Annotated in this window: 19 protein-coding genes; 15 read left to right on the top strand and 4 right to left on the bottom strand. The window is 53.1% G+C overall.

The genetic code is table 11. The features are described 5' to 3' along the window. Positions 1 to 25 precede the first annotated feature (25 nt). From ACFOFO_RS14805 to ACFOFO_RS14760, 10 genes are all read left to right on the top strand, one after another. Entirely contained in the window at positions 26 to 271 is a 246-nt protein-coding gene (locus tag ACFOFO_RS14805; RefSeq protein WP_390331893.1) for an NUDIX hydrolase, read from the top strand. Then, on the top strand, positions 268 to 1,686 hold the full coding sequence (locus tag ACFOFO_RS14800) for a mannose-1-phosphate guanylyltransferase/mannose-6-phosphate isomerase (protein WP_390331892.1): 1,419 nt from the start codon (positions 268 to 270) through the stop codon (positions 1,684 to 1,686). The genes ACFOFO_RS14805 and ACFOFO_RS14800 overlap by 4 nt, the downstream gene beginning before the upstream one ends. Before the next feature lie 154 nt (positions 1,687 to 1,840). Further along, entirely contained in the window at positions 1,841 to 2,854 is a 1,014-nt protein-coding gene (gene galE, locus ACFOFO_RS14795) for a UDP-glucose 4-epimerase GalE (RefSeq protein ID WP_390321942.1), read from the top strand. Between the two features lie 109 nt (positions 2,855 to 2,963). Then, positions 2,964 to 3,365, top strand: coding sequence for a hypothetical protein (locus ACFOFO_RS14790; RefSeq protein ID WP_390321940.1), 402 nt, complete (start codon positions 2,964 to 2,966; stop codon positions 3,363 to 3,365). Next, positions 3,362 to 4,672 carry a nucleotide sugar dehydrogenase gene (locus ACFOFO_RS14785; RefSeq protein WP_390321939.1) on the top strand — a complete coding sequence of 437 codons (1,311 nt, stop codon included), beginning with the start codon at positions 3,362 to 3,364 and terminating at the stop codon, positions 4,670 to 4,672. Before ACFOFO_RS14790 ends, ACFOFO_RS14785 begins: the two co-directional genes overlap by 4 nt. Then, a complete protein-coding gene (locus ACFOFO_RS14780) occupies positions 4,656 to 5,348 on the top strand; it encodes a class I SAM-dependent methyltransferase (protein ID WP_390321937.1) in 693 nt (230 codons plus the stop codon). The genes ACFOFO_RS14785 and ACFOFO_RS14780 overlap by 17 nt, the downstream gene beginning before the upstream one ends. Beyond that, complete coding sequence (locus ACFOFO_RS14775; RefSeq protein ID WP_390321936.1) at positions 5,348 to 6,598, top strand: glycosyltransferase family 4 protein; 1,251 nt, start codon at positions 5,348 to 5,350, stop codon at positions 6,596 to 6,598. The genes ACFOFO_RS14780 and ACFOFO_RS14775 overlap by 1 nt, the downstream gene beginning before the upstream one ends. A gap of 932 nt (positions 6,599 to 7,530) precedes the next feature. Beyond that, positions 7,531 to 8,970: a phenylacetate--CoA ligase family protein gene (locus tag ACFOFO_RS14770; RefSeq protein WP_390331890.1), complete on the top strand. Its 1,440-nt coding sequence runs from the start codon at positions 7,531 to 7,533 to the stop codon at positions 8,968 to 8,970. Positions 8,971 to 9,199: 229 nt separating this feature from the next. After that, positions 9,200 to 10,105: a dimethylarginine dimethylaminohydrolase family protein gene (locus tag ACFOFO_RS14765; RefSeq protein WP_390321933.1), complete on the top strand. Its 906-nt coding sequence runs from the start codon at positions 9,200 to 9,202 to the stop codon at positions 10,103 to 10,105. A gap of 184 nt (positions 10,106 to 10,289) precedes the next feature. Beyond that, on the top strand, positions 10,290 to 11,822 hold the full coding sequence (locus tag ACFOFO_RS14760) for an iron-containing redox enzyme family protein (RefSeq protein WP_390321931.1): 1,533 nt from the start codon (positions 10,290 to 10,292) through the stop codon (positions 11,820 to 11,822). Positions 11,823 to 11,975: 153 nt separating this feature from the next. Here the strand turns inward: ACFOFO_RS14760 and ACFOFO_RS14755 are convergent, their stop codons facing one another. The 3 genes from ACFOFO_RS14755 to asnB all read right to left on the bottom strand — a co-directional run bounded on the left by ACFOFO_RS14755 (position 11,976) and on the right by asnB (position 17,111). Continuing rightward, positions 11,976 to 14,009: a heparinase II/III family protein gene (locus ACFOFO_RS14755; RefSeq protein ID WP_390321930.1), complete on the bottom strand. Its 2,034-nt coding sequence runs from the start codon at positions 14,007 to 14,009 to the stop codon at positions 11,976 to 11,978. Next, positions 14,006 to 14,941: a glycosyltransferase gene (locus tag ACFOFO_RS14750; protein ID WP_390331888.1), complete on the bottom strand. Its 936-nt coding sequence runs from the start codon at positions 14,939 to 14,941 to the stop codon at positions 14,006 to 14,008. The genes ACFOFO_RS14755 and ACFOFO_RS14750 overlap by 4 nt, the downstream gene beginning before the upstream one ends. A 193-nt stretch (positions 14,942 to 15,134) precedes the next feature. Further along, entirely contained in the window at positions 15,135 to 17,111 is a 1,977-nt protein-coding gene (gene asnB / locus ACFOFO_RS14745) for an asparagine synthase (glutamine-hydrolyzing) (protein WP_390321928.1), read from the bottom strand. A gap of 919 nt (positions 17,112 to 18,030) precedes the next feature. Here asnB and ACFOFO_RS14740 point away from each other — a divergent pair. The 5 genes from ACFOFO_RS14740 to ACFOFO_RS14720 all read left to right on the top strand — a co-directional run bounded on the left by ACFOFO_RS14740 (position 18,031) and on the right by ACFOFO_RS14720 (position 24,816). Beyond that, a complete protein-coding gene (locus tag ACFOFO_RS14740) occupies positions 18,031 to 19,530 on the top strand; it encodes an O-antigen ligase family protein (protein ID WP_390321927.1) in 1,500 nt (499 codons plus the stop codon). Between the two features lie 6 nt (positions 19,531 to 19,536). Then, the gene (locus ACFOFO_RS14735) at positions 19,537 to 20,637 is read left to right on the top strand and encodes a glycosyltransferase family 4 protein (protein WP_390331886.1); all 1,101 of its coding nucleotides are present in this window, start codon (positions 19,537 to 19,539) and stop codon (positions 20,635 to 20,637) included. Then, positions 20,638 to 21,828 (top strand): glycosyltransferase family 4 protein, encoded by a 1,191-nt coding sequence (locus tag ACFOFO_RS14730; protein WP_390331884.1) that lies wholly within the window; start codon positions 20,638 to 20,640, stop codon positions 21,826 to 21,828. After that, on the top strand, positions 21,815 to 23,281 hold the full coding sequence (locus ACFOFO_RS14725; RefSeq protein ID WP_390331882.1) for a lipopolysaccharide biosynthesis protein: 1,467 nt from the start codon (positions 21,815 to 21,817) through the stop codon (positions 23,279 to 23,281). Before ACFOFO_RS14730 ends, ACFOFO_RS14725 begins: the two co-directional genes overlap by 14 nt. A gap of 170 nt (positions 23,282 to 23,451) precedes the next feature. Further along, a complete protein-coding gene (locus ACFOFO_RS14720) occupies positions 23,452 to 24,816 on the top strand; it encodes a putative glycoside hydrolase (RefSeq protein WP_390331881.1) in 1,365 nt (454 codons plus the stop codon). 320 nt (positions 24,817 to 25,136) lie between these two features. Here the strand turns inward: ACFOFO_RS14720 and ACFOFO_RS14715 are convergent. Then, positions 25,137 to 25,448, bottom strand: a 312-nt coding sequence (locus tag ACFOFO_RS14715) for a hypothetical protein (RefSeq protein ID WP_390331880.1), incomplete at its 5' end; no start/stop codon positions are given.

Here is a 25,448-nt window from a genome sequence, read left to right as displayed (position 1 = left end):
AAAATGAAGCGAATTTGGCTGCACCATGCACATTGCACAGAGTCGGTTCGTCGGCGTCTTTGAGCCTTTTTATGATGTCAATTTTGCCGGCGTCATCGGTGCGGGCACACACTACGTTGTGCTCGCCTATCTCCTGCAAACAGAGCATCGATTGTTCGCGCTGCCCCGCCAACAACATAGCCAATACATCTGGATGCAACCGGACCAGGCAATGCAGCACCCGCTGATCCAGCCCTATACGCAAGCTTATTTTGAATCGACCGTAAAATGACTACTCCTCTTGTTCCCGTCATTCTTTGCGGGGGCTCAGGGACCCGGCTCTGGCCTCTATCGCGCGAGACTTACCCCAAGCAGTTTTTACGCTTGCTTGGCAAGGAAACCCTGCTGCAGCAAACCATGCAACGGCTTGCAGGTATTGCGAATGTCGATCCTGCCATTCTCGTCTGCAATGAAACTTCGCGTTTTGTGGTGGCTGAACAATTACGGGAAATCGGCATGGAACACGCCCAGATTCTGCTGGAGCCGGCACGGCGCAATACGGCACCGGCGATTGCCGCTGCTGCCTTGCATGCGCTATCCAGGGGCGACGATCCTTTGTTATTGGTACTGCCGTCGGATCATGTAATTAAAAACCATGCGGCCTTTTATACTGCCGTTCACACAGCAAAAGCCGCTGCCGAAAGAGGCAACCTGGTGACCTTTGGCATTGCCCCGCTGGGCCCCGAGACCGGTTATGGTTATATCCGAGCAGGCACTGCCGAGCCGGGGCAAGCGCGGCCTGTAATCGAATATGTGGAAAAGCCGGATCGTGCCACCGCTGAACACTATCTCGCCAGCGGACACTATTTCTGGAATAGCGGCATGTTCATTTTTCGTGCCAGTCGTTATCTGGAAGAACTTGCGCACTTTGAGCCGGAAATTGTTGCCGCCTGCAGTCAGGCCATGGCAATGGCCAAACAGGATTTGAGTTTTATTCGGCTCGACAGCCAGTCATATACCGGCAGCCCCAGCAAGGCAGTCGATTATGCGGTAATGGAACGTACCAAAAACGCCTCCATGGTGGCAATGGATGCTGACTGGAGCGATATTGGGTCATGGGCATCTGTATGGGAAGCTTCCGAAAAAGATTGCGACAATAATGCCAAACAGGGCGATGTCATGCTGCAGGATTGCCAAGGCTGCCTGGTGCATGGCAGCGCCCGCTTGATTGCCGCTGTAGGCATGCGAAATACGATCATCATTGAAACCGCAGATGCCCTGTTGATCATGGACGCCGATAGCGCCCAGGAAGCTAAAAGGCTGGTAGCGCATCTGATCGATACCAAGCGCACAGAAGCAACACAGCATCGCGAAATATTCCGCCCTTGGGGGTCGTACGACTCAATCGGGACCGGGGCGCGTTTTCATGTCAAGCGTATTACAGTCAAACAAGGCGCCAAGCTATCGCTACAAATGCACCACCACCGCGCAGAACACTGGGTGGTGGTGTCCGGCACCGCGAAAATCACCAATGGCGATCAGGAATATCTGCTAACGGAAAACCAGTCCACCTTTATTCCACTCGGAGTTGTGCACTCGCTGGAGAATCCCGGAAAAATTCCGTTGGAACTGATCGAAATTCAGTCCGGCGCGTATTTGGGCGAAGACGACATTGTTCGGCTGCAGGACAATTACGGTCGAGTCTGAGCACCGTGATGGCAAGACTGTGCATAGAGCGGCAAAAAAGTACATATCGAACAGCAATATATACGCGCTAACGCAAGGACCCGGAATCAGCACCTGGCATACATTGATGGCCGGGTCTATGCATTTGGAGATGTCCCCTTAAGTCATTCTAATCATGCCAAACAAAATTCTCGTTACTGGTGCGTCCGGTTATATAGGATCACATACCTGCGTTGAATTGCTGCAGGCCGGCTTCGCTGTTGTCGCACTGGATAATCTCCGCAACAGTTCGCGCAAGTCAATTGCACGGGTGGAACGCATCTGTTGTAGTCGGGTGACCTTTTACGAGGCCGACGTTCGCGACCGTCCGGCTTTGGACCGTGTAATGCGGGAACACGAAATTGATGCCGTCATACATTTCGCCGGACTGAAAGCGGTGGGTGAATCGATAGCAAAGCCCCTGTTGTACTTCGATAATAATGTCTCAGGTACAGTGACGCTATTGACAGCAATGGCCGAGGCTAACGTCAAGCGATTTGTGTTCAGTTCCTCTGCCACCGTCTATGGTGACCCGGAATCCGTGCCCATCAAGGAGTCGGCAAGATTATCAGCGACTAATCCCTATGGCCGCTCAAAATTAATGGTGGAGCAGATTCTGAATGACCTGATGCAGGCCGATCCAAATTGGCGCATCAGCATACTGCGCTACTTCAACCCGGCAGGTGCGCACCCAAGCGGATTGATCGGTGAAGACCCGCAAGGCATTCCAAATAACCTAATGCCTTTTGTCGCACAGGTCGCAGTTGGCCGGCGCGCCAAACTAGCAATCTTTGGCAATGATTATCCGACACCGGATGGCACCGGCATACGCGATTACATTCATGTGGTAGATCTGGCCCGGGGACATGTCGCGGCACTCCGCCGCTTGTTTACGCAACCGGGTGGATTCACGATCAATCTCGGCACGGGTCAGGGCTACAGTGTACTGGAAGCGGTGCGTGCCTTTGAAGCAGCAAGTGGCTGTGCTGTTCCATTTGACATTGTTCCGCGCCGTCCCGGCGATATCGCCAGTTGTTATGCATCGCCGACGGAAGCGCGTGAACTGCTGGGATGGCACGCAGAAAAAAATCTGGAAGAGATGTGCGCGGATCACTGGCGCTGGCAAAGCATGAATCCACAAGGATATTAAATCCGTACCGACTCTTCTCGCTCCTTCATTCGCATGATGCAGGTCAAGCCAACAAAAGCACGTAATGCCAAAATGATAAAAGACTGAAGAGCACCAAGGATCAATATCCATGACGACCGAAAAGCCTGCCCCGTCGATTGCATTACAGGAGGTCATCCCAAAAACGGCGATGACAACTGCGGTGATCGACCAATATACCGCTTACCCGGCGGCCCCCGCCTCAGATAAAAATTCTAATGGGTATGACATCAAGCGTAGTGCCTCTCCGTTCAACACAGATTACCTTGACTACTCGGATCAATGCTCTCAAGAATCGCCGCCTCACTTGAGCATTCTCGGCTACAAGAAACTCAGCAACACAACAAAATATCCTTCTCAATCCGCAAATTTCCTCAGCAGCCATCAATCTTCGCACCTGCTAAATCACAGCCAACTAGCGCGAAGTCTATGGCCTCGATCCCTGCAATGGCTTTGCCGAGATGAAGGCAATGGGAAAGGGGAGTCCTCATGATGATCAGCATTTTTGGTTTGGGCTATGTCGGAGCAGTTACCGCCGGATGTCTCGCAATGGATGGCCATAACGTGCTTGGTGTCGATCCAAACAAAACCAAGGTCGACCTGATCAATCGTGGCCAATCGCCGATTATCGAAAAAGATATTGGGAAAATGATCGGCAAGAGTGTCCAGGACGGTTTGCTGCATGCCACGCTCGATTCTCGCAAAGCAGTCCTTGAATCTAATATTTCCCTTATCTGCGTTGGCACGCCTTCCCAGCTTAACGGCAATCTCGATATGAGTTATGTACGCAGGGTATGTGAAGAAATTGGCGCTGCACTTAAGGAAAAAAGTGCATTTCATGTTGTGGTGGCGCGCAGCACCATGTTGCCAGGTTCCATGCGCACTATTGTCATCCCAACCCTCGAAGAATTCTCCGGAAAGAAGGCCGGAGTGGGCTTTGGCGTATGCATCAACCCTGAATTCTTACGGGAAGGAACGGCCGTATTCGACTACAACCACCCGCCAAAAACTGTCATCGGTCAGACCGATGCGAAGGCAGGCGAAATACTGGCGACACTTTACGAAAAAATGGATGCGCCATTGATACTTACCGATATTGAAACGGCAGAGATGGTGAAATATACCGATAACACATGGCATGCGGTCAAAATAGTATTCGCCAACGAAATCGGCAACATCTGCAAAGCGATAGGTATCGATGGCCATAAGGTCATGGAGATATTTTGCCAGGACACAAAGTTAAATCTTTCCGCTTACTACATGCGACCCGGATTTGCCTTTGGTGGTTCCTGTCTTCCCAAGGATGTGAGAGCTCTAACGTATAAGGGCAGAAGCCTCGATCTGGATTTACCACTCATCAATGCCATTCTCCCTTCAAACATGCGGCAGATTGAGCAAGGCATCAAGATGATTGTCGGCAAAGGACACAGAAAAATTGGCGTCCTGGGATTTTCCTTTAAAGCGGGTACCGATGATCTACGCGAGTCTCCCCTCGTTGACCTCATCGAATATCTGCTTGGAAAAGGATACGAAATGAAGCTTTATGACAGCAATGTCCGTCTTGCGGCCTTGACCGGTGCAAACCAGGATTACATCATGAATCACATTCCTCACATCTCAAAACTCATGATGGAGTCGATGGATGAGGTGCTTGATTTCGCAGAAACCATCATTATTGGCAATGGTGCGGAGGAATTTCGACGTGTCCGGGAAAATCTCAGATTAGGGCAGGTCATAGTGGATCTGGTCGGAATAAGCGACGAACGAAGTGGGGAGCAATACGATGGCATCTGCTGGTAATCCCCAGGACATTATTTTTAATGACCCAAAAACACCAATACTTGCAGACATACTGCGGGAGCGGCAGGGCGCTGCACCGATGCGACTGCTTGTGGTAGGGTGCGGATCAGGTGTCGAAGCGGCTGTCCTGGCGCAGCGCCTGGGAACTGTGGTCACGGGAATCGACATTGTTCCTAACTTCGACAATCGTGCCGGATTGCTGGCCGACCTGCGCGAAGGTGACGCGATGCAGATGGAATTCAACGATGAGAGCTTTGACTTTGTCTATTCCTTCCATGCGCTTGAGCACATCACCGATTATCGGACGGCCTTGCGGGAGATGCATCGTGTCCTCAAACCAAAGGGAGGGTATTTGATCGGCACGCCCAACCGCAGCCGGCTACTCGGCTACCTCGGGAGCACAAATACCCCTCTGGCGGACAAGGTGCGATGGAACATGGCTGATTGGAAGGCCAGGCTGGGCGGAGAATTCCACAACGAACTAGGCGCTCATGCCGGTTATACGCGGGATGAATTGCAGGCAGAACTGGATCGTGTTTTCACTCTTACGGAAAGCATCACGTCGGAATATTACCTCCGGCTTTATGGTACGAGGCGACTTCTTGTCTCCTCGCTTTGTCACACTGGACTGTCGCGGTGGCTGTTCCCTGCTATCTATTTTTATGGGATCCGCTGATGCCACGCCAGCGACAACCGATGCAAGCTAGGCCTGGGCGGATCCTCATCCTTGTCGAGAACCTCCCTTCCCCCTTCGACCGGCGGGTATGGCAAGAAGCGACCACACTTCATGCCAACGGCTATGAAGTTTCGATTATTTGCCCGACCGGCAAAGGTTATGAAAAAACATATGAAGTCATTGAAGGAGTCCACATCTATCGCTATGACTTGCTGCTCGAGGCAAAGGGAGCAATCGGCTATTTGATGGAATATTCTCTCGCCTTGTTCCATACATTCCGTCTCACGTGGAAAGTACATTTCGAACGAGGTTTCGATGTCATTCATGCATGCAACCCGCCAGATCTGTTCTTCTTGATTGGGGCCTTTTTCAAGCTATTCATGCACAAGCGATTTCTGTTTGATCATCATGACATCAACCCAGAACTTTATGAAGCAAAATTCGGAAGGCGTGATCTCTTTTACAAACTGATGCTGTTTCTCGAGCGCTGGACATTCAAGACTGCCGATGTCTCTATTGCCACCAACGAGTCCTACAGACGGATTGCCATTGAGCGTGGTGGCATGGCCCCGGATAAGGTGCACGTGGTGCGTAGCGGTCCGCAACTCGATCGTTTGCGCCTGCTACCGCCCAAGGATGAGCTCAAGCGGGGCCGAAAATATCTGGTTGGTTATGTGGGTGTGATGGGGGCGCAGGAGGGGATCAACTATCTGCTACAGGCAGCTCACTACATCATCAAGGAAATGGCGCGTTCGGACGTACATTTCGGATTGGTCGGTGGAGGCACTTCGCTTGATGAGATGAGGAAGATGGCCGTCGATCTTGGCATCGCCGATTTTGTGACTTTTACCGGCCGGGTGCCAGACCGGGAGTTGATAGAGATGCTTAATACTGCCGATGTATGCGTGAACTCGGACGTGGCCAATGAGATGAACGAGAAATCCACCATGAACAAGATCATGGAATACATGGCATTGGGTAAGCCGATTGTCCAATTTGATCTGCTCGAAGGTCGCGTTTCTGCGCAAGAAGCATCCTTGTACGCGAAAAAAAATGACCCGGTGGACATGGCACTCAAGATCGTGGAACTGTTAGATGATCCCGCGCGCCGCGTGTGGATGGGTGAATTCGGCCGCAACCGCGTAATAAACGAGCTGGAATGGCAATACGAGGTTCCAAAACTGCTGGCGGCATATGATGAGATATTTGAATCGCGAAACCTGATGACCTCGGCTGAACTGACCAAATAGAATTTATTTGCGGCAGTCTCGCCTATAGATTTAAGTCGCCGGTCGCGGCGCCGCTCGTCTGAAAATTGCCCGATATTCGTTGAATCTCCTGTGCCACTTTTTCTGGCATTGCCTCGTGAAGGAGCTGCGCCTTCAACCGTGCTTCAAATTACATTTCCCGAGCCGCCGGTTGTCCTCAACCTCCATCATGCGCCTCATCATTGACACGTCCACACCGCCATGCTTTTAGTAGTACCTGCAAAACAGGCCTGCCTCATGCGATATTCACGGGACCGTACTGGATCCAGCGTGTCAGCCTCCATTCGCCTGAGAAGGCTGCTGATCTGACTTCCCAAAAGTCGGTCCTTCTTGGCGCAAAACCTACTCAACCCAGGGCTAGAAAACTCTACTTTCAAAGAGGCCTCTTCATTACGCGAAGGGATATCCCGATCACTGTCCTTTCCTCAAACTCAAGGGGCAGTATTTTTGATGGCGCGCAAAAACTGATGCTGTTCCATCAATTACATTGAAGACAGGAAAATCAATTCGACCCCAAGAGATAAATGGAGCAAGACGGATTAGAAGGTAGATTTTGGATGACGGTCATGCGCATCGCACGAGGTGCGATGAAAGTGTGGCGATGAATCTGGCCGCCTTCGATTCATTTCCTTGGCATATCCCGACCATGTTCAACATCTTCATAAATGTAGTGACAGTGATGTATTGACAGTGACGTATTGACAGTGACGCGCGCGACGGTGGCGCTATTGCGGTGGACTGCGCACCGTGGAAGGAACGTGTTTCCTTGTCATTGCGAGTTGCACTGAAATACGTAATAACTTTGGTTTTATTCAGATTGACGGTGAAATGTTCGGTTGATTCATTGCAATGCTCCGTCCTCATGTTTGCCGAATACAGATAGCAATGATCAACATTCTCTCACCGAGAAAAAAATGTCCGTCGAAGATCTGCTTTACCCGCTTCTTGCATCGTATATCAAGTCCCCGCAGTGGGTTAAGGACTCAGTAGGCCGCGCGTATTCCTGGGTACCGGTCTCAATGCGTAGAGGACGGAATTATTCGCGATTCGTCAGTGAGGCTTCTCTACGAAATGAAGGAGAAATTAGGCAACTGAGTAGCAGAAAACTTTCCGCAACCTTGCAATGGACTTTGGAGTCCGTGCCGGCCTATCATCAGTATCGCCACCTTCTGAACCGAGCAGATACCCCGATAGACGTCCTGCGAGACCTACCGCTGCTTTCGAAGGAGGAAATTAAGCGCGACCCCATCAGCTTTCTCTCGACTGCCAGCCCTTCCCATCTACGGCTGAAGACGTTCACAGGCGGCTCAATAGCGACACCGATGGCGTTTTATCTCCACAAGGGAATTACGCGTACCAAGGAATATGGATACATTGCGAACTTCCATCTCCGCACCGGGTTAACGGAAAACGATGTGGTCCTGGCCCTGCGTGGTCGCCCTGTGCCAACTTCCAAACATCCCGGCGGACAGCTTTGGATGTACGAGCCGATCAAAAAAGAACTGATTTTTAGCTCCGATCACCTGGAACACGCCTACATGCCTGAGTACGTGAAAGCGATCCGCGCCTGGAAGCCCACTTATATCCAAGCCTATCCGTCAACGATCTACCCCCTGGCGCGGTGGCTACGGGATAATCCGGCACCCGATGTGTCGCAGCGGATCAAGGGCATCATGCTATTTTCGGAAAACATTCTTGACCACCACCTGGCATTGCTAAAAGAGACATTTACCTGCCCAATACTGCAGCATTACGGTCAATCCGAGCGCGTGGTGATGGCCGCATCCATGCCCGATGACGATCGCTATTTTTTCTGGCCCCAATATGGACATTTCGAGTTGGTGGATGCCGCTGGCGACCCGATCACCCAGCCCGGCATGCTCGGCGAGATTGTTGGAACCAGCTTCGACAGTCAGGTCATGCCATTTGTCCGGTACCGCACTGGCGATATGGCAATCCTTGGCGATAAACCTCATCCATTACTACCGGGCTACCCCGTTGTGGAGCGTGTCGAAGGCAGGCGACAGGAATTTATCGTGTGCCATGATCATCGATTGATGTCTCTCAGCTCAATGAGTGTTGGCCTCGCAAATTCTGGGGCTCTCGCCGATATCTATGACATGCAGTACGAACAAGAAAAGCCTGGGCATTTTTTGGTTAAGGTCGTGACCGCCAAAAAACTATCGGCCGAGGCGAGCGCGCAAATCTCACAAATAGTTAAAAACAACACACAAGGCGGCTGCAGTGCTGAAGTGGTCGACGTAAGTGAAATTCCGCGCACCGCGCGAGGCAAGCATCCAGTACTTGTACAGAAATTGGAAATCAGCCAATTTCTTAGTTTATCGAAGTGTTGATGATCTATATTGGCTGTTTCGGGGTTTATCCTGCCCGGAATAGCTGCGTTGTCCGGCGATCTGCAACGGGAAGGATGAAACGCTAATTCGTCGATTTTTTACGTGTGCATTTCACGTCACCGTGATTGTCTGTTTCAGGCCGTTACTACTCATATCAGATTTATTGCTGTCTGGCACAAATTGAATATGACAATCATCACAATCAGCAACGCCATTTGGAATATATATCATGATAAATCCCGCCGCAGCCGAACGCTTTCTAATGTGCTCACCTGAACACTTCGAGGTGTCCTATGTCATCAATCCATGGATGGCGGGCAATGTTGTGGATCGTGCTTTGGCCGCGCAGCAATGGACTGCGCTCGCCACCCTACTTGGTGCCGTCGCCACGGTTGAGCACATCAACGGTGCAGCAGGCATACCTGATATGGTATTCACGGCAAACGCGGGTGTGGTATTGGGCACGGCGTGCGTACTGTCGCGTTTTCGGGTTGCCGAACGGCAGGGTGAGGAAGTCCATTTCGAGAGATGGTTCACCTCACATGGCTTTGACGTACTGACGCTACCGCGAGACTTGCACTTTGAGGGCGCTGGTGACGCATTGCTGGATAGGTACCAGTCATTATTGTGGCTAGGTTATGGCCATCGATCCGATCCAGCATGTGCGCCTATTGTCGCCGACTGGCTTGGTATTGAGACGCAGCCATTGCGTTTGGTTAATGATCGTTTCTATCATCTCGATACCTGCTTTTGCCCTCTGGCTGGCGGGTATCTCCTGTATTACCCCGCTGCTTTCGACATCGTGTCGCAGGCTGTCATCGAATCACGGGTACCGGCTGGACATCGTATTGTAGTCACAGACGTCGATGCATTCGCGTTCGCCTGTAATGCGGTCAACTGCGGACGACATCTTTTTCTCAACAAAGCTTCCCCAACCCTGGTGGATCAATTACATGGCTATGGGTTCGAAGTAACGCAAACTCCGCTCACCGAATATCTAAAATCGGGCGGTTCAGCCAAGTGCTTGACGTTGAAGGTGACCGAGACAAGTAACGAGCGAGCAGCTTTATGCGCTGGTGGAAGTCGCGATTTCGCTGGGATTCCTGCGAGAAATGATCACCAACTTTTAGCTTGAAGCTAAGTGATTAAAAGTTGTGCAAGTAGGTTGATTTTTATCAATTGCTTGGAATGAGTATTTCCTACGCTGAGTGTAAGCTACTTGAGTTGATCCAGCTTGCAGACGAATGTAGATTTCGCTGATCGGTTTGCAGCAATCTAATTTTGGCACTCTTGCGCACGATGCCTGAGAATGAATTGAAATGAAAATTACCAGAAATATGCTCAACGGTATGCCGAGCATTCCAAACGAATGCGGCACCATGCCGCGAGGATGCAGCGGGCAGTTCGAGTCTAAGCATATGTATTTCGATTTGCTAAGGGACAACCTCCCGGAGGAAATTGTAATCGCATCGCGCCGCTATTTAGCTGAACAGCTGCAAGCGACCGACAAATTGACATGTGATCTGCCAGACAAGATCGATGCAATCGGGTCATGGATCGATGAAAAAGCCGATCAAGTCAGACACCAGTATCGTGAATATCTCAATGAGCGCCAAGCCGGGGCGGCGCGCCGATATTTTTCCAATAAATCACATGCGTTATATTTTCTGAAGGCAGTTGCACCGACGAAACTGGTCGATGGCGCGTGGTTATACGGACTGACACGCCGCTGGAACGATGCACGCTTTTCCTCGCTGATCAAGATCTACCTCGAAGAATTGGGGGAAGGCGTCCCGAATAAAAACCATGTCACGATTTACAAGAAGCTTCTGGCCACTCACGGCTGCGAGCAATGGGATAATTTAAGCGATGAGCATTTCGTGCAAGGCGCAATTCAGTTATCACTGGCGCAGCATGCTGATCATTTTCTGCCGGAGGTAATTGGATTCAATCTTGGCTATGAACAGCCGCCACTGCACCTCCTCATTACGGCATATGAACTCAATGAGCTTGGCATCGATCCAACCTATTTCACATTGCATTTTACTATCGACAATGCCAACACCGGGCATGCGAAAAAATCTCTGGATGGATTGCTCGATTCGCTTCCGCGTGTGAATGATGCGGATGAATTTTTTCGACGTGTCATTCGCGGCTACAAGCTTAACTGCTTAGGGACCTGCACAAATACTGTCATCGAGTCATTTGATTTAAATAAGGAATTAATCGCCATTCTGGGAAAGAAAAGCGCAGTTGGGAAATACGTACATTCGGACTATTGCCGCGTTGCCGGTCGAACGATCAACCAATGGTTATCCGATCCGACTCAGATCCCGGCCTTTCTTGCCAATCTTGAGGAGAAGGGTTGGATAAAACGCGATCAGGATCCGCAGAACAGTCGTTTCTGGAAACTGTTGCAGGGCGAGAAAGCAGAAATGTTCGGAGTCTTCAACTCGTATGAAAAGCAGGTAATTTACGACTGGATTGCCGGTGAACCGAAAGAATTCGATGCGACACAGCCCTCCGACAACAAGTTTGGCACCGCGGCGTTTGGGCAGCGCCGATTGACATTCAAAGCTCAACGGTTGCTCGACACACTAGGCAAGTGCTCGGAGCGCGTAATTCCCAGTGCTGCGGCGCGAGGCGTGATCCGGCGCCATGCCCCACGTGGAAGCACAGGCGACGATAGTGATGATTTCAACATCGAGTTGCGCACGCTGGAAGAGAAATTGACTTCACTGACAAGCAAGGAGGAGATCATGAACCTCCTTACCTCGTTGATGTCGCCCCCTAATCACTATACCGAAGCCGGATTGATGGCCACCCGCATTTTTACCAAAATGGTCGGCTAGCGTTCGGGAGGATCGGGACGGCGACCACCAATTTCTAATTTTGGGAGCGATCAGCATGGTGCGACTTGCCGCACGCGGTCTGGTGGATACCTTGAGCGAGGTGTTGTGATGAGTGGGATGAAGTAGGCCAAATGCCACTGATCAATATGTGGCTTAAGGCTTGGTGACGATATTAAATACGGTGACCCGTCTGGTGGTGCCATTAATTCTGTCTCTCCAGATAATAGAGGGGGAAGGCAGCTTTTCATCGAACCTGTATGATATCCAACCGAAAGGCGGCGCCTCACTTCCCACCACCACTTCTGGCTCGCAATGGCAGTCAGGCATTGTCATATCCACTCTTACGTTTCCACCGAACGCCGACACCTTGCGTTGATCCAAAAATATTTTGCAGGTGTCGGCAAAATGCCAGCAAAACTCTATGTCGTGCTGTTTGCGACATTCTAAAATATCTTCGACGAGTAAGGTTCTCTCCCGCTTGAGAAATACAATTTTCCGCTTGTGCAGGACGGGGTCATCCAGCCGAAGATAGCCATCATGGCTGCCAATGAAACAATCCAGCTCTTCATCGGTTTCCCATCGATCGCAATGCGCATTCGCTTTGCTGAGCCACATAAAATTGCCGCCTGGCTCCGATTGGTCACGGCCGTCGACGCGGACGGTATTATGGGCAGAGGTGCCGCGGAAATAATCACGCCATTTCTTTTGAGTGTGATATGCGTAAGTACCGGGATCAATCAGCAACAGCTCCCCCCCGACGGAGAGCGTAAAGGCCAGGGCATCGGCATGTCCATGAGCGGCGATGGAGAGATAACCCAGCTCGCCCGCATCGGCCACGATTTTTATCTCGGTTGCGGCTTCAAAATCTCTCCCCAATATGTAATAACCGCCATCGGGGAACAAGCGCCTGACCTCGGCCGGCGCCTGCTCCTGCTCGCGCAAGGAACCGAAGACATCAGCGCCACTATCGCCCAATAACCATCGGCTCTTGGCATCGAAGCGGCCAGCCTTGGCTTTGAAATCGGCCCGCTTGAATAGCACTGCGCCGCTGGCCAGGAGCGACCGATAGGGATCAAAGTCTGCCTCCTGGGAAAACCGGACCATCAGCGCATCGTCCGAATCGCCTATCATGGGGACATTGCCGGCAACGTCCATCACCGACAGAACAAACTCCAGCATGGTTTCCAGCCGCTCCCAATAGGCTTCGGAAAATTCCATGCCATTCGCCCTGCCAAACAAGCCGCATAGCAGCATCATGTCCGCCACCTCATGGTGGTACCAGATCCCCTGCTCGCGATTGACGCCATCCGGCGCATTCTGTTTCAATGCTTCCCGTTCCAATCCTCGCTGTGCAAGGCGGCGCCATCGGGAGCTGGCGTCCCAGCAAGGCCAGGTTGTGGCGCCGATGAATAGCCCCATGTATTCGCCGAGCAAATGATTATTTGCGGAAGAGTGAAAAGAAAAATGGCCGGCGATGAAATGACAATGCTGGTAAATCGAATCCAGCCAGCGCCGCTGGAAGGCGCTTGCGCCCTCGCCGGCAAAAACTTTTGAATCGGCGCCCCCTAACAGATGCCAGGCAACAGCCCAGTTCACCAGCCTGATCGCATTTTCAAGCGAGCTTGACCAGCTTTGGCCCAGCGGATAGGGAGATTGCTCGAACCAGGATTCCAGAAGCGTACGACACGCTGTAGCATAGCGGCTTTGCCCCGACAAATGGAAAGCCTGCGCCAGCGTGACCAGCTCGTAGTGGCGGTTAGGCTCCCACAGATATTTGATATCGCCGACAACCCGGGGGTCGCGATAGTTCAAGGTCTTGCCAAAGTCTAGGGGGGCATCGATGCCGGTCTTCGGATCCCGATTCCAGCGCGGCGGGAAACCCAGGTCTGCATCATGCAAGGCAAATACCTTGAAGCACCCGGACAGGATGCGGTCGGCAGCTTGCCGGTAAATGTCTGCATCGCTTGCATAAGGCAGGACTGGAAGCCATGCCTGCCCCCACGACCCGCGCGGCGCGGGCGGCCAGCGCGCCAGGCCGACACCCCTGTGCTCCAGCCTGGCCTGCGCAGCCTGCCTGAGACGCCAGCCAATCTCGCTGCCGGTCATCAAACGCAGCCGGTTCAGCTTCCACTGCAGTTGAGCCAGGCGCCCTGCGCGGCGGTCCAGGGCCGAGGCGAGGCTGTTCATGCGCGCCGTCCCAGCACCGCGCCATACAGTTCGCTGAAATCCCTTGCCAGCCTTTCGACCGTAAATTTTTCCAACACCCTGGCGCGGCTGGCGCGCGCCATCCTGTCCAGCATGGCGCGATCATTATCAAGCGCCGCAATCGCGCCCGCAATCGTATCCGCATCGCGCGGCGGCACGAAAAATCCATGCACGCCATCCTGCATCACATCCGGGATCGCGGCTACCGGGCAGGTAATCGCAGGCGTGCCGGCAGCCATCGCTTCCAGCAGCGCATAGGGAAGCCCCTCGGGATGATAGGTCGGGAATACCAGGACATCCGTTTCCCGCCACAGGCGGGTCTTGGCCGCTCCAAAAACCGGTCCATGGAAATGCACGACATCGTCCAGTCCAAGTTGCAAAACACTGGAGCGCAATTCCTTTTCCGCCGGCCCGCCGCCCGCGATATCAAGATGCAGCTTTCGCCCCGAACGCTGCAGTTGGGCCATCGCCTCCAGCACCTCGAACAAGCCTTTTTCGCGAATAATCCTTCCGATATAGATGAGCCGCAGCGGCCGGTGGGCATCGGGCGCCGCTATATCGCCGAGCAATTCCGCCGGATCAATGGCATTGGGAATGCGGACAATCAAAGCCCCCGGGCAAAAAGCGGTATACGCTTCGTACTCCTTGCTCGAAAGCACCGAGACCGCATCGCTCGCATACAAAGCCCGGCGCAGCAGCCAGATGAGAACGGCATGGCCGGCAAAGAACTCTTGCGGCATGGGTCCGCCATGCACCTGGTTGACGACCTTGACGTTCAAAAGCTTGGCCACGAAAAGATAAGCAAGGTCACGCCAATAGGCCTTGCGATCCATGCTGGTATTCAAGTGCACGATATCGGGCCGGTGAATCATGATGAAGCGGGCCAGCGCCAGCGGGGAAAAAACAAAGCGCATAAGCTTTTGCAAGCCGGATTCCTTTCTGCCCTCGCTGCCCACCTGAAAATGAAGCAGGTCATACTCCTTGGCCAGGCTGGAGCCGAAAAGCAGATTGGCGTGCGTGCTGACGCCGCTGATGGCCGTCAGCGACGGACTGAAGATGACGATTTTTGGCCTTCTCATAGTCGCTCACGCCTGCACAACAGGATGTTCATTTACTTGCAAGGTAAGGCTTCAGTTCGGCGCAAAGCCGTTCCGATGCCGCCTCGCTGCCATCATCGTCCAGGAAAATCCGGTGCCATAATTCCAAGGTGAGCAATAGCCAGATGCCCTGCTCGCGGTCAACCTTGCGGGCGATATGTTCCTGCACCACCTTTTTAACCGCATCGGGGCGGAAATACCCGCGGTCGAAGAAGCGATCGGAAAGCAGCACATGGGAAATCAAGCCAGCCAGCGGCCCGGTAAACCAGCGCGCCAGCGGCACCGTAAAACCCACCTTGCGGCGATAGATGGTTTCATGCGGCAGGTAGCGTTCCGCCAGCTTCTTCAACAGGATTTTTTTGCTTAATCCCTTGACCTTGTCATCGGGATGCAGGCCGGCGGCGAACTCGACCACGTGGTGGTCGAGGAACGGCACCCTGGTTTCGATGCTCGCCGCCATGCTCATGCGGTCTCCGCTGACCAGGATGTCATCCACCAGCCGGGTATGGATATCGCAGTAAAGAAAGCGGGTCAAGGCATCGCTCTCGCCACTGCATCCGGCCATGATCGCAGAGAATTCCTTGGCCACGCCTCCATCCTGCACTTCCCGGCGGAAGTCCGGATGCAGCAAACCTTGCTGCAATTCCAGATCGAAGCCGCCGAACCATGAGGCGAAACGTTGCGTCTCGTCAGGCAAGCCGAGTATTTCAAGAATGCTGCGCAGCCTGCGCGCCTTGAATGGCATGGCCGCTCCCAGCGTCCGCAGCCCGGACTGGCGCACGCCATCCGGCAACCAGTCCAGCATCCCGGAAAACGAGTCGAATACATATTTGGAATAACCGCCGAACTGCTCGTCAGAACCTTCGCCGGTCAGCATCACAGTCACATGCTCCTTGGCCGCCCGACACATGTAATAAGTGGGAATGGCCGACGGCTCGCCCATAGGCTCGTCATAATGCCAGCACAGGCGCGCAAAATCAGCGATGAAGTCATCGGCTCCCACCACGATTTCATGGTGTTTCGTGCCATAGCGTTCGGCAATGCGCCGGGCATGATGCAACTCGCTGAATTCTGGAATATCGAAGCCCACTGAAAAGGTCTTGATCGGCTCTCTGGCGCCTTGTTCCCGCCGCATGGTTTCCATCAGCGCCACCACCATGCTGGAATCCACGCCGCCGGATAGCTGCACGCCCAGGGGCACATCGGACATCAGTTGCATGTCCACGGTACGCTTTAGCAAGGCATCCAGTTCCAACAGCGCGTCCGCTTGCGGCAGCATGCGCGGCTTGTATCCCACATCCCAGTAACGGACCGGTTCCGGAACCGGCTCGCCCCAGGCGGTTTCCAGCAGGCAGCCCTCCGGCAAGCGCTTGACGCCCTCAAACATGGTCTGAGGCCGCGAGACATAGCGCTTCACGATAAATTGCGCAACCCCGGGCCGATATACCTTCTTGTTCGCCGCGACCGCGGGAAAACAAAGCAATGCCTTGATTTCGCTGGCAAAGATCAGGGTATCGCCATCGCTCCACCAGTACAGCGGCTTGACTCCCATATGGTCCCGGCACAGCAGCAGCGTGCGCTTGCGGCTGTCATACACGGCAAAAGCGAAAATGCCTTGCAGACGGCGGGACAGGCCCAGCGGGCCCCATGCCTCGTAGCCATGCACCAGCACTTCGGTATCGCTGCGCGTCTTGAACCTGTGCCCCAGCGCAGCCAGTTGCTCGCGCAATTCCTGGAAATTATAGATTTCCCCATTAAAGCTGACCCATACGCTGCCATCCTCATTTGACATGGGCTGCTGCCCGGTATGCAGGTCGATGATGGCCAGCCTGCGGTGCCCCAGCCAGCAGGAAGCATCAGGCGCTTGCCATTCGCCGTCGCCATCCGGGCCGCGATGGAAAAGCGCCGAGAGCGCCCGCTTTCCCGCATTCCGATCCAGGGAAGGCGCTGAATCATTAAGACGAACCTGCCCGACAATGCCACACATAGCGATCCTTCGCTCTTTGATTTCAACTTTCATTCATTGGCGGGCGCGCCAAAGTAGCAACTGATGTCCAGGTGCTGCGCAAGCATCTGGAGCTTGCCACGCGGGGAGCGAGGGGAGCATAAGAAATTCTAGCCTAATCCCCGAATACAAGTTTGCGTTTCATCAACACGACAAAACACCATCGCCTACCATCCGGTTGGTGGTCTGGCGGCCACTCAAAGACCGTTTGGCTCACGTCAACTCCTGGTTGACGGTCGGATACGGCAGAACACCGAGTCGGCTTGCGCATGGCGTGAGGCTACAGCATGGATCATTAGATTGCACCGAAGTCCCGCAACGCGACACCAAGTGCGCAGACGGCCGCCCTCACGCACGCTCGTCTGCCGTACAAGCGCTTATTGATTCACTGGACCAATCGCACATTTTGGTTGGCAAACCATTGCCAAAGGACACTAGTAGACATTTCACAATTGATTGCATCCCTGATATATGACGGCGTTAGTTGACACTTCTCAATGTGTATCTTGCGGGCTTGAATAGATTAGTACTTGGAATCTGTGCCGAATTTAACGAAAGGGTGGAATGGCCGCCAGCTACTTGAATACTTGCTTGGCCACCCATCTCTTGACGGAAGACTGCATATTGGCCATCCCGAACGGCCAGCACTGGTGTCAGGCACCCATCAAGACAACGCGAGTGTGGTCGATGTCAATGCGCAAAAGAATCAGGATGGCATCAGTGCCACAACGTTGGGATCTGTCCGACTCCGCGTTCGCCGACACAGGCAACGGACAGCCAATTGGCAATATATTTGGACCCGGAGGATGCCCAATCCTGGCCGCGTTGCTGGCTCCGGCGACTGCCATGTCCTACGGTTGCGACGAGCGGTTGTCGACCACAGACTAACAAGAATCTAATCATGCATTTTCTTACACAAAAGTCGCGGCTGCAGCTTCTTGCCCGAAATGATGTTAAACAATCCTTGGCTCTTCTTGTGGGAGCAATTCTGATCGCGCTTCTGACCTGGATTATTGCCGAGTTGATCGGTGAAATCCCGGCCTTATTTTCAGTCTTGTCGTTGATCTTTGTGGTCGTTGTGATGTGCAACTACAAATATGGTGTTGTGCTTGCCGTTATTCTGTTGCCACTGAGCTCGACGCCTTTGATCCCCCGTGCCTTGTTTGGAGTGACCGGATTCAATCCGTTGAATGTGACGTTGTTGTTATCGGCGGCATCACTGCTTCTCGCTTGGCTAATTAACCCCAGGAAATTTTCAATTCCAAAATGGCCTCGCCATTTTTGGGTTTACCTGGCCATTCTGGCGCTCGCCGCGCTCCATGGTGCCTCCCAGATTTCCTCGATCCCGGCCTATTTCAAAATCCTTCAAATTATCGAATTTGATTCTGCCGGCGGGTATCTACGTGACACTTTTCTAAAGCCGCCAGTGGTTATTTTCGCCACTGCATTTATGTTCTCCATCGTTGTGAGAAATGCGCGGCTTCCACATGCTTACCTGATTCCATTGTTCTGTTCAGGGATCGTGTTGCCGATTGTAGTCATTGCATACGTGGCCAGTTCAGGAGAGTCGCTAATGGCGTTGGCATCAAGTCATGCTAGAGGCTTTCTGTCCGTGATGGGCATGCACGCGAATGAACTGGGCCTCATGTTTAATATGGTTTTTGCGCTGGCCCTATTCTGTTTTTTTAGCGCGTCCAACTCATTGGAAAAATGGATGCTTGGCGCAACAACCGTCATCGTGATGGCAGCAGTTGCTCTCACGTTCTCGCGTGGCGCATATTTAGGACTTTTTTCTGTGGTCGCGTATTTTCTTTTTACGCAAAGAAGATTTCGCGCCATGTTGGTGGTTTTATTACTTGTTACGTTGGCCGCTTTATTCATGCCGGACGCAGTAGTAGAGCGCGCTTCAATGGGACTGGGAAATGGCAATGTCGAAGACGTCAGTGCCGGTCGGGTGGATGAAATTTGGCGGCCGCTCATCCCGGAGATTCTTTCCAACCCCCTGATTGGCCACGGTCTCGGTTCGATTCTCTGGTCAGAGTCAGCCCAGCATCGTGCCATTCTTCCGGTAGGCCATCCTCACAGCGCCTATCTCGGTGTGCTTTTGGACTTCGGGGTGTTGGGCGCGATAGTCATCTTCGTTTTCTTTCGGCATATGTGGAGACTCTTCATCGATCTGGCGAAGCGTATGCCCGATCCGATCTGGCGAGCTTATTTTAGAGGGGCTGCAGCTTGCATTTTGCTATTGCTGGTCCAAGGCGTGACCGACGACAGCTTTACACCGACCCGCACGCAGCCATTTCTCTGGCTGTCATACGGGATTGCGACAGGTTTTTTGGTCGGGACGAAAACCGCGAAATCAGACCAAGCTAAACAGCGCATGGCACACTATTTTTTATAGCGAAAAATGAAAATTTGCTTTCTTGGGCTAGAGAATCTACCGGTTCTGGCCCCGGAATTCAACCGGCATGGTATCGGGGGAGAGCAGGTCCAGCAAACGCTGCTGGCCAAGGCTCTGGCACGGCGCGATCATGCTGTCAGCATGGTGGTGTACGACTATGGGCAGGATGATTGTGCGTGCTGGAATGGCGTTACGGCGCATAAAGCTTATCGCAAGGACGCCGGCATTCCAATATTTCGTTTCATATATCCGCGCTGGACCGGCGTCTGGTCAGCGCTGCACAGGGCTAATGCCGATATTTATTACGTCAGCTGCGCGGGTATAGCCTTGGGACTGGTCGCACTATTTTGCAAACGGCATGGACGCAAGTTTGTGTTCAGGGTGGCCAGTGACACGGATTGCGAACCAGACAAGCTCCTGATCAGGTATTGGCGCGACAAGAAGCTGTATGAATACGGCCTGCGACGTGCCGATGCGATCCTGGTGCAGAGCATTTGGCAACAGGATGCGATGCGCACCAACTATAGTCTGCACAGTCGGGTCGCCGAGATGTTGGTGGATACTCCTGAGCGGGCCGTAGCGCGGGATATCGATGTGCTGTGGGTCAGTAATCTGCGGCAACTCAAACGGCCGGAACTGTATCTGGCACTGGTCAAGAAATTCCCTCAATTGAAATTCCACATGGTGGGTGGCCCACAGCCAGGGTTTGGCGAGCTGTTCAATCAGATTCGGCGGGAAGCTGCCGATCTCCCAAATTGCACCTTCCATGGCCTTGTTCCTTACCATGAGATGGACAACAAGTATGCGGCTGCGCGCGTCTTTGTCAACACTTCCGATACCGAAGGCTTCCCTAACTCATATCTCCAAGCCTGGATTCGAGGCACTCCGGTGGTGACTTTTTTCGATCCCGACGCCGTGATACGACGCGAAAATTTGGGGCGCGCAGTTTCGTCGCTGGATGAGATGGCAAGCGCCGTGACGGAATTTGTGGCTAACGATAATGTCTGGTCGGCTGCGAGCGAGCGCTGCAAGGCTTACATGGCGCGTTTTTATGGAGAAGACCGCATTCTTTCCCCTTATCTAGAGATGTTTAAAAGGATCTTGTGAATGGAAAACAGACGCATTAACCTGCTCTTCATCGTGAATTCCGTCGGCATCGGCGGTGCGGAAAGACACGTAATCACTTTGCTCAACAAGCTTGATACAGCGCGGTTTCGGCTCTCGCTCGCCTATCTAAAAAAAGAGGACATATTGAATGAGGGCACATTATTACCGGAGCTTGATCAAGACAGGTTGGAAGGCCGCGTGTTTTGCTGCAATGTGTCCAGCAAAGTTGACCTGCGCGCCGCCCGCCAACTGGCAAAATATATTTGCGACGATATGGCGGACATCGTCGTATGCACCAACACTTATTCCTTGCTGTACGGCTGGTTGGCGCGAATTATGGCAGGACGTCATCCCCGCCTGGTAGAGATTTTTCACACGACTGAAATGGGCACGAAGAAGAGCAAACTTCAGATGCTGTTCTACCGTCCCTTCTTCCGGGTCTGCGACATGCTAGTTTATGTCTGCGAGGCCCAGAAAAAATACTGGCGGTCACGAATGCTAAGGGCTAAACATGATGCTGTGATTCACAACGGCATCGACGTGGAGCACTATGTCGACCACTATACATCGGAAGAGAAAAATTTATTACGGCAAAGCTACGGCTTTTCCGAGCTTGATTACGTGGTTGGACTGTGCGCCTCCATGCGACCGGAAAAGGCACATGGGGATTTGCTCAAGGCCATCGCTAATCTTAGAGTCGCCGGGTTGGATATTAAGTGTTTATTTATCGGTGATGGCTCGGAACGCTTAAGAATCGAAGAGGCAATCAAGACCATGGGGCTGGCGCAACATGTCAAGATCACTGGCTTTCTGGCAGACGCGCGGCCGGCCATGGCTACCTGCAATGTAATGGCACTAGTCTCTCATCATGTTGAAACGTTTTCACTCGCTGCGCTGGAGGCGATGGCCTTGGGCAAGCCCATGATCATGAGCGAAATTGGGGGCGCGGCGGAGCAAGTGATCCACGGGGAAAATGGATACCTGTATAAACGGGGTGACATCGAAGCCCTTGCGGATGCCTTACATCAACTGATGGAATCAAAAAAGTGCTGCCAGATGGGTGATCGCGCTCGTTCAATGGTGACTCAGCGGTTTTCTCTCGCCACCATGGTAAATAGCTTCGATCAACTTTTTGTCAAGCTGGCGCGCTCACCTGATCAGGTCATGGAAGTTGACAATGTCATCCGATGAGGGTCTGCGCCGCAGTGCTATCACGCTTGCATTGGCAGGAGGAGTCGAGTACGGGCTCCAACTGGCGATACCGATTATTCTCGTGCGCTATCTCGACGCAACCGCCTTTGGTCAATATCGCCTGTTATGGCTGCTGGCCGGGACCGCATTGGCGATCGCACCCGCATTCATGCCGCAATCGCTGTTCTATTTCCTGCCGAGGACAGAGCCGGGGCAGAAGCGACTGATTATCAGCAACGTTCTAGTCTATCTGATCGTGGCCGGTGTTGTGGTGGGTGCCGCGGCAAGTGGATGGAATCCATTGTTGCCCGAGACAGCAAGGAGCTTATTCATTCAAACCTATGGCATTTCTGCACTTTTCCTGGCGCTCTGGGTGGTGGCGTCGATGTTGGATGTACTGCCAACTGCGGATGGACGGGTGCGGTGGCAGGCGAATGTGACCATTGGCGTCGCACTGATTAGAACATTTTTGTTGGCTGGTGCCGCGTTGACGACTGCCGACATCGCGTGGGTGGCCTTTGCCATGTTGATGGTGGCCGGGCTGAAGATAGCGCTTTTGATTTATTACGCTAACACGAATGGCGAAGGTGTGAAGCTTGCCTGGCAGATCGCGACGCTGAAGAAGCTATTGGCTTACTCGCTGCCGTTTGCACTGGGGAACGCTCTGTTCCTCATTCGTATACAAGCCGATCAATGGGTGGTCGCCAGCATGCTCTCGACAGCGCAGTATGCGACATTTTCCATCGCAGCTGTCTTTCTGCCTGTGGCGACGCTTGTCCGTCAACCAGTGTACAACGCCATGATGCCACGCTTAAACAGCGCGCACGCACGCGGCGAGTATGCAGAAATCGCCCGTCTGATTGCAAAAACAAACGGCGCCACAGCGCTTCTTCTGATACCTCTTGCCGGAGGTTTGCTTGCCACTGCTCCGGAACTGGTGAATATTATATACACCAGCCGGTATCAGCAGGCTGCAACCATCATGCAGGTCTATCTGATCGGCATGATGATGAATGCTTTCGCTGTTGGGCACGTGCTGCCTTCACTTGACAAAGGTCCCTTCGCAGTCGTCAATAATGCGTGCTGCCTGGTGGTCTCCGTCATCGTTAGCATCGCAGGTGTCAACCGTTTCGGTTTGATCGGTGGGGCTCTTGGTAGCGTGTTCACTTTTGCCATCAGTGAACTGTGGGCGCTAAGCGTTGTTGCACGTGCACTCGGTATGGGCGCACACCAGTTGTTGGCATGGAACGCGTTGTGGCCAACTGTGCTCGGAACCTGTATCGCGATAGGGGGTGTCTTCACGATAACAGGCGCCATGATTGGCAGCGTATTTCTGATACTGTTAATTAAGTCAGGAATTTATCTGGCATTGTTTTCCTCTTGTTTCATTTTGGCGGGGGGGCGCAAACATCTCGGACTATTGACTGGACGGTATCAATGGACAACGCCATAAGCGAACTCTTCCGGGAACTTGCCGATATAGACCGTACCACGTGTCATGGTGTCGACGCTGGCCTGCTCGTTGCAAGGGACGGGGTCGCGCCACTGTTACCCTTGAGTGCAATTGATTGCTCGGAAGATGTTTGAATTTCGTGAAGCACCAGTCGAATTGTTGATGACGTGATGGAGAAATTACCTCGCCGGCAGGACGAATTTCCAGGTGGCCTATTTATGGAATTATTACCCCACGATTTCAAACTACTCGGATCTCGATTTGGCGCCACTTGCAGAGCATTGCCATTAGTGATGGCAGTGATGCTGTCGGCCTGGCACGGGCTCGTCCTGGCCGATCATGGATTCCCGCGCTTGATGGGCTCAAACATTGGAGAGAAGCATTACGATGACCCCATCTACCAGATGCAGCTTGCGCGCATGGACATTGTCATCCTCGGCTTTTATCGGGGCTGGGGGCACAGTCAGTCACAACAGCCGATCAGGGATGTCGTCCGAACGCTCAAGCGCGTAAATCCCAATCTGCTGGTGGCGCAATACACGATACTCAACGAGGCGAACGACGATAGCCAAAACTCGGCCGAAAACGACAAACAATCTAAATTGCGTAATGAAGGCTGGTGGCTAAGAAGAGGCGATGGTCGCCGCGTCCAGTGGACAAATCAATATCAAGCCTGGGACATCAATATCACAGAGTGGACCAAGCCGGATTCCAGTGGACAGCGTTACCCGGAATGGCTGGCGCAGCGCGACTACCATGTTTTCTTTGAACCGGTGCCGGAATTTGATATTTGGTATTTCGATAACGTCATGGCGCATCAGCGAATTGCTCTTGCTGACTGGCGCAGGGATGGAAAGGATGAGGCCGGAGACAGTCCTGAAATTCAGAAAGCTTTTCGGCGTGGGCAGGCAGCACATTGGAAAAAAGCACATGAGTTGGCTCCCAAAGCTTTGCTAATGGGCAATGCTGATAACGATCTGTCGCTTCCGGAATATAAGGGAAAGTTGCAGGCAGTTTTTCTTGAGGGATTGATGGGGAAAAGCTGGTCGCTGTATGCGAACGGGGGCTGGGGTCGCATGATGGATCTTTATCACAAGGTCTTCGATAACCTGCTTTCACCACGCATCGTTGGCTTCAATGTCGCGGGCAGGCCAAGCGATTACCGGTTCCTCAGATTCGCGTTGGCATCCTGCCTGATGAACAACGGCTATTTTTCATACACCGACGAGACCAGAGGCTACAGCACCGTGCCGTGGTTTGATGAATATGAGGTCAAGCTGGGCAAGCCGCTTGATCCGCCGCAGACTAAGCCATGGCGGGACGGCATATATCGTCGCCGGTTCGAGAACGGATTGGTACTCGTCAATCTAGGCTTTCAGCCCGGCAGTATTGATGTCGAACCGGGTTACACCCACTTCCGGGGAAAACAGGCGCCACAGGTCAACAATGGTCTTCCGGCAAAGTCGATACTCCTTGGGCCGGGAGATGGGGTGCTGCTGGTTAAGGTTCGTTCGCTCGAAGCCATCAATAGATAGGAGCTTTTGCGAATCCGAGTGGCGCCCAGCAAACCCGCGCTACCCATACACCACAAACAACAACGCGGACATCAGTCTACTCAGACTGCTGTATACAGCTAGAGTGGTCCCAAGGATCAGGTGCGACACCTGATCCTTGAGAATTTCTGGATTGAATAATTCTTATGCAAGTAAGAAAGGCTGGAGCTACTGGCCCAGCCTATAACCGATTTCGGAGAATGCTTCGTTGCGTGACGCGAACAAGGCAGGCACGCCACCACCTGAACGGGTGACGTGCCTGCATTTTCAAAGTTGGCGCCTGAATAAGCAACGCCTACAGGTTACTGGAGCGACGGTGCGAGCGGTTGGCGTGGCGTGCCGCCACCGCCGATGCTGGTCGGGCTGTTATTGTTCACAACATAGAGCGCCTGGACCAGTCGTTGCATGTCGCGCACCCAAGGGGTGGCGCCCTGCACACGCTGTTCCAGGTCGAAACCCCAATCAGCTTTGAACTGGGTGCGCAGCGACCCATCCGGCCCGTTCTCGGCGTTGAGGGCAAAGGCCGGCCCCCCCGTACTATCGACAATGTAAGCGCCGTAGTTCTGCAAGGTCCAGGCGAGCTGCTTGCCCGGCTCCGTCTCAAGGCCGAGCGT

This window comes from Pseudundibacterium arcticum, assembly GCF_042646465.1.
Classification (GTDB): Bacteria; Pseudomonadota; Gammaproteobacteria; order Burkholderiales; family Burkholderiaceae_D; genus Undibacterium_A; species Undibacterium_A arcticum.
Note: the sequence above shows the minus strand (reverse complement) of the source record. Positions and strands in the feature narration are given on the sequence as shown.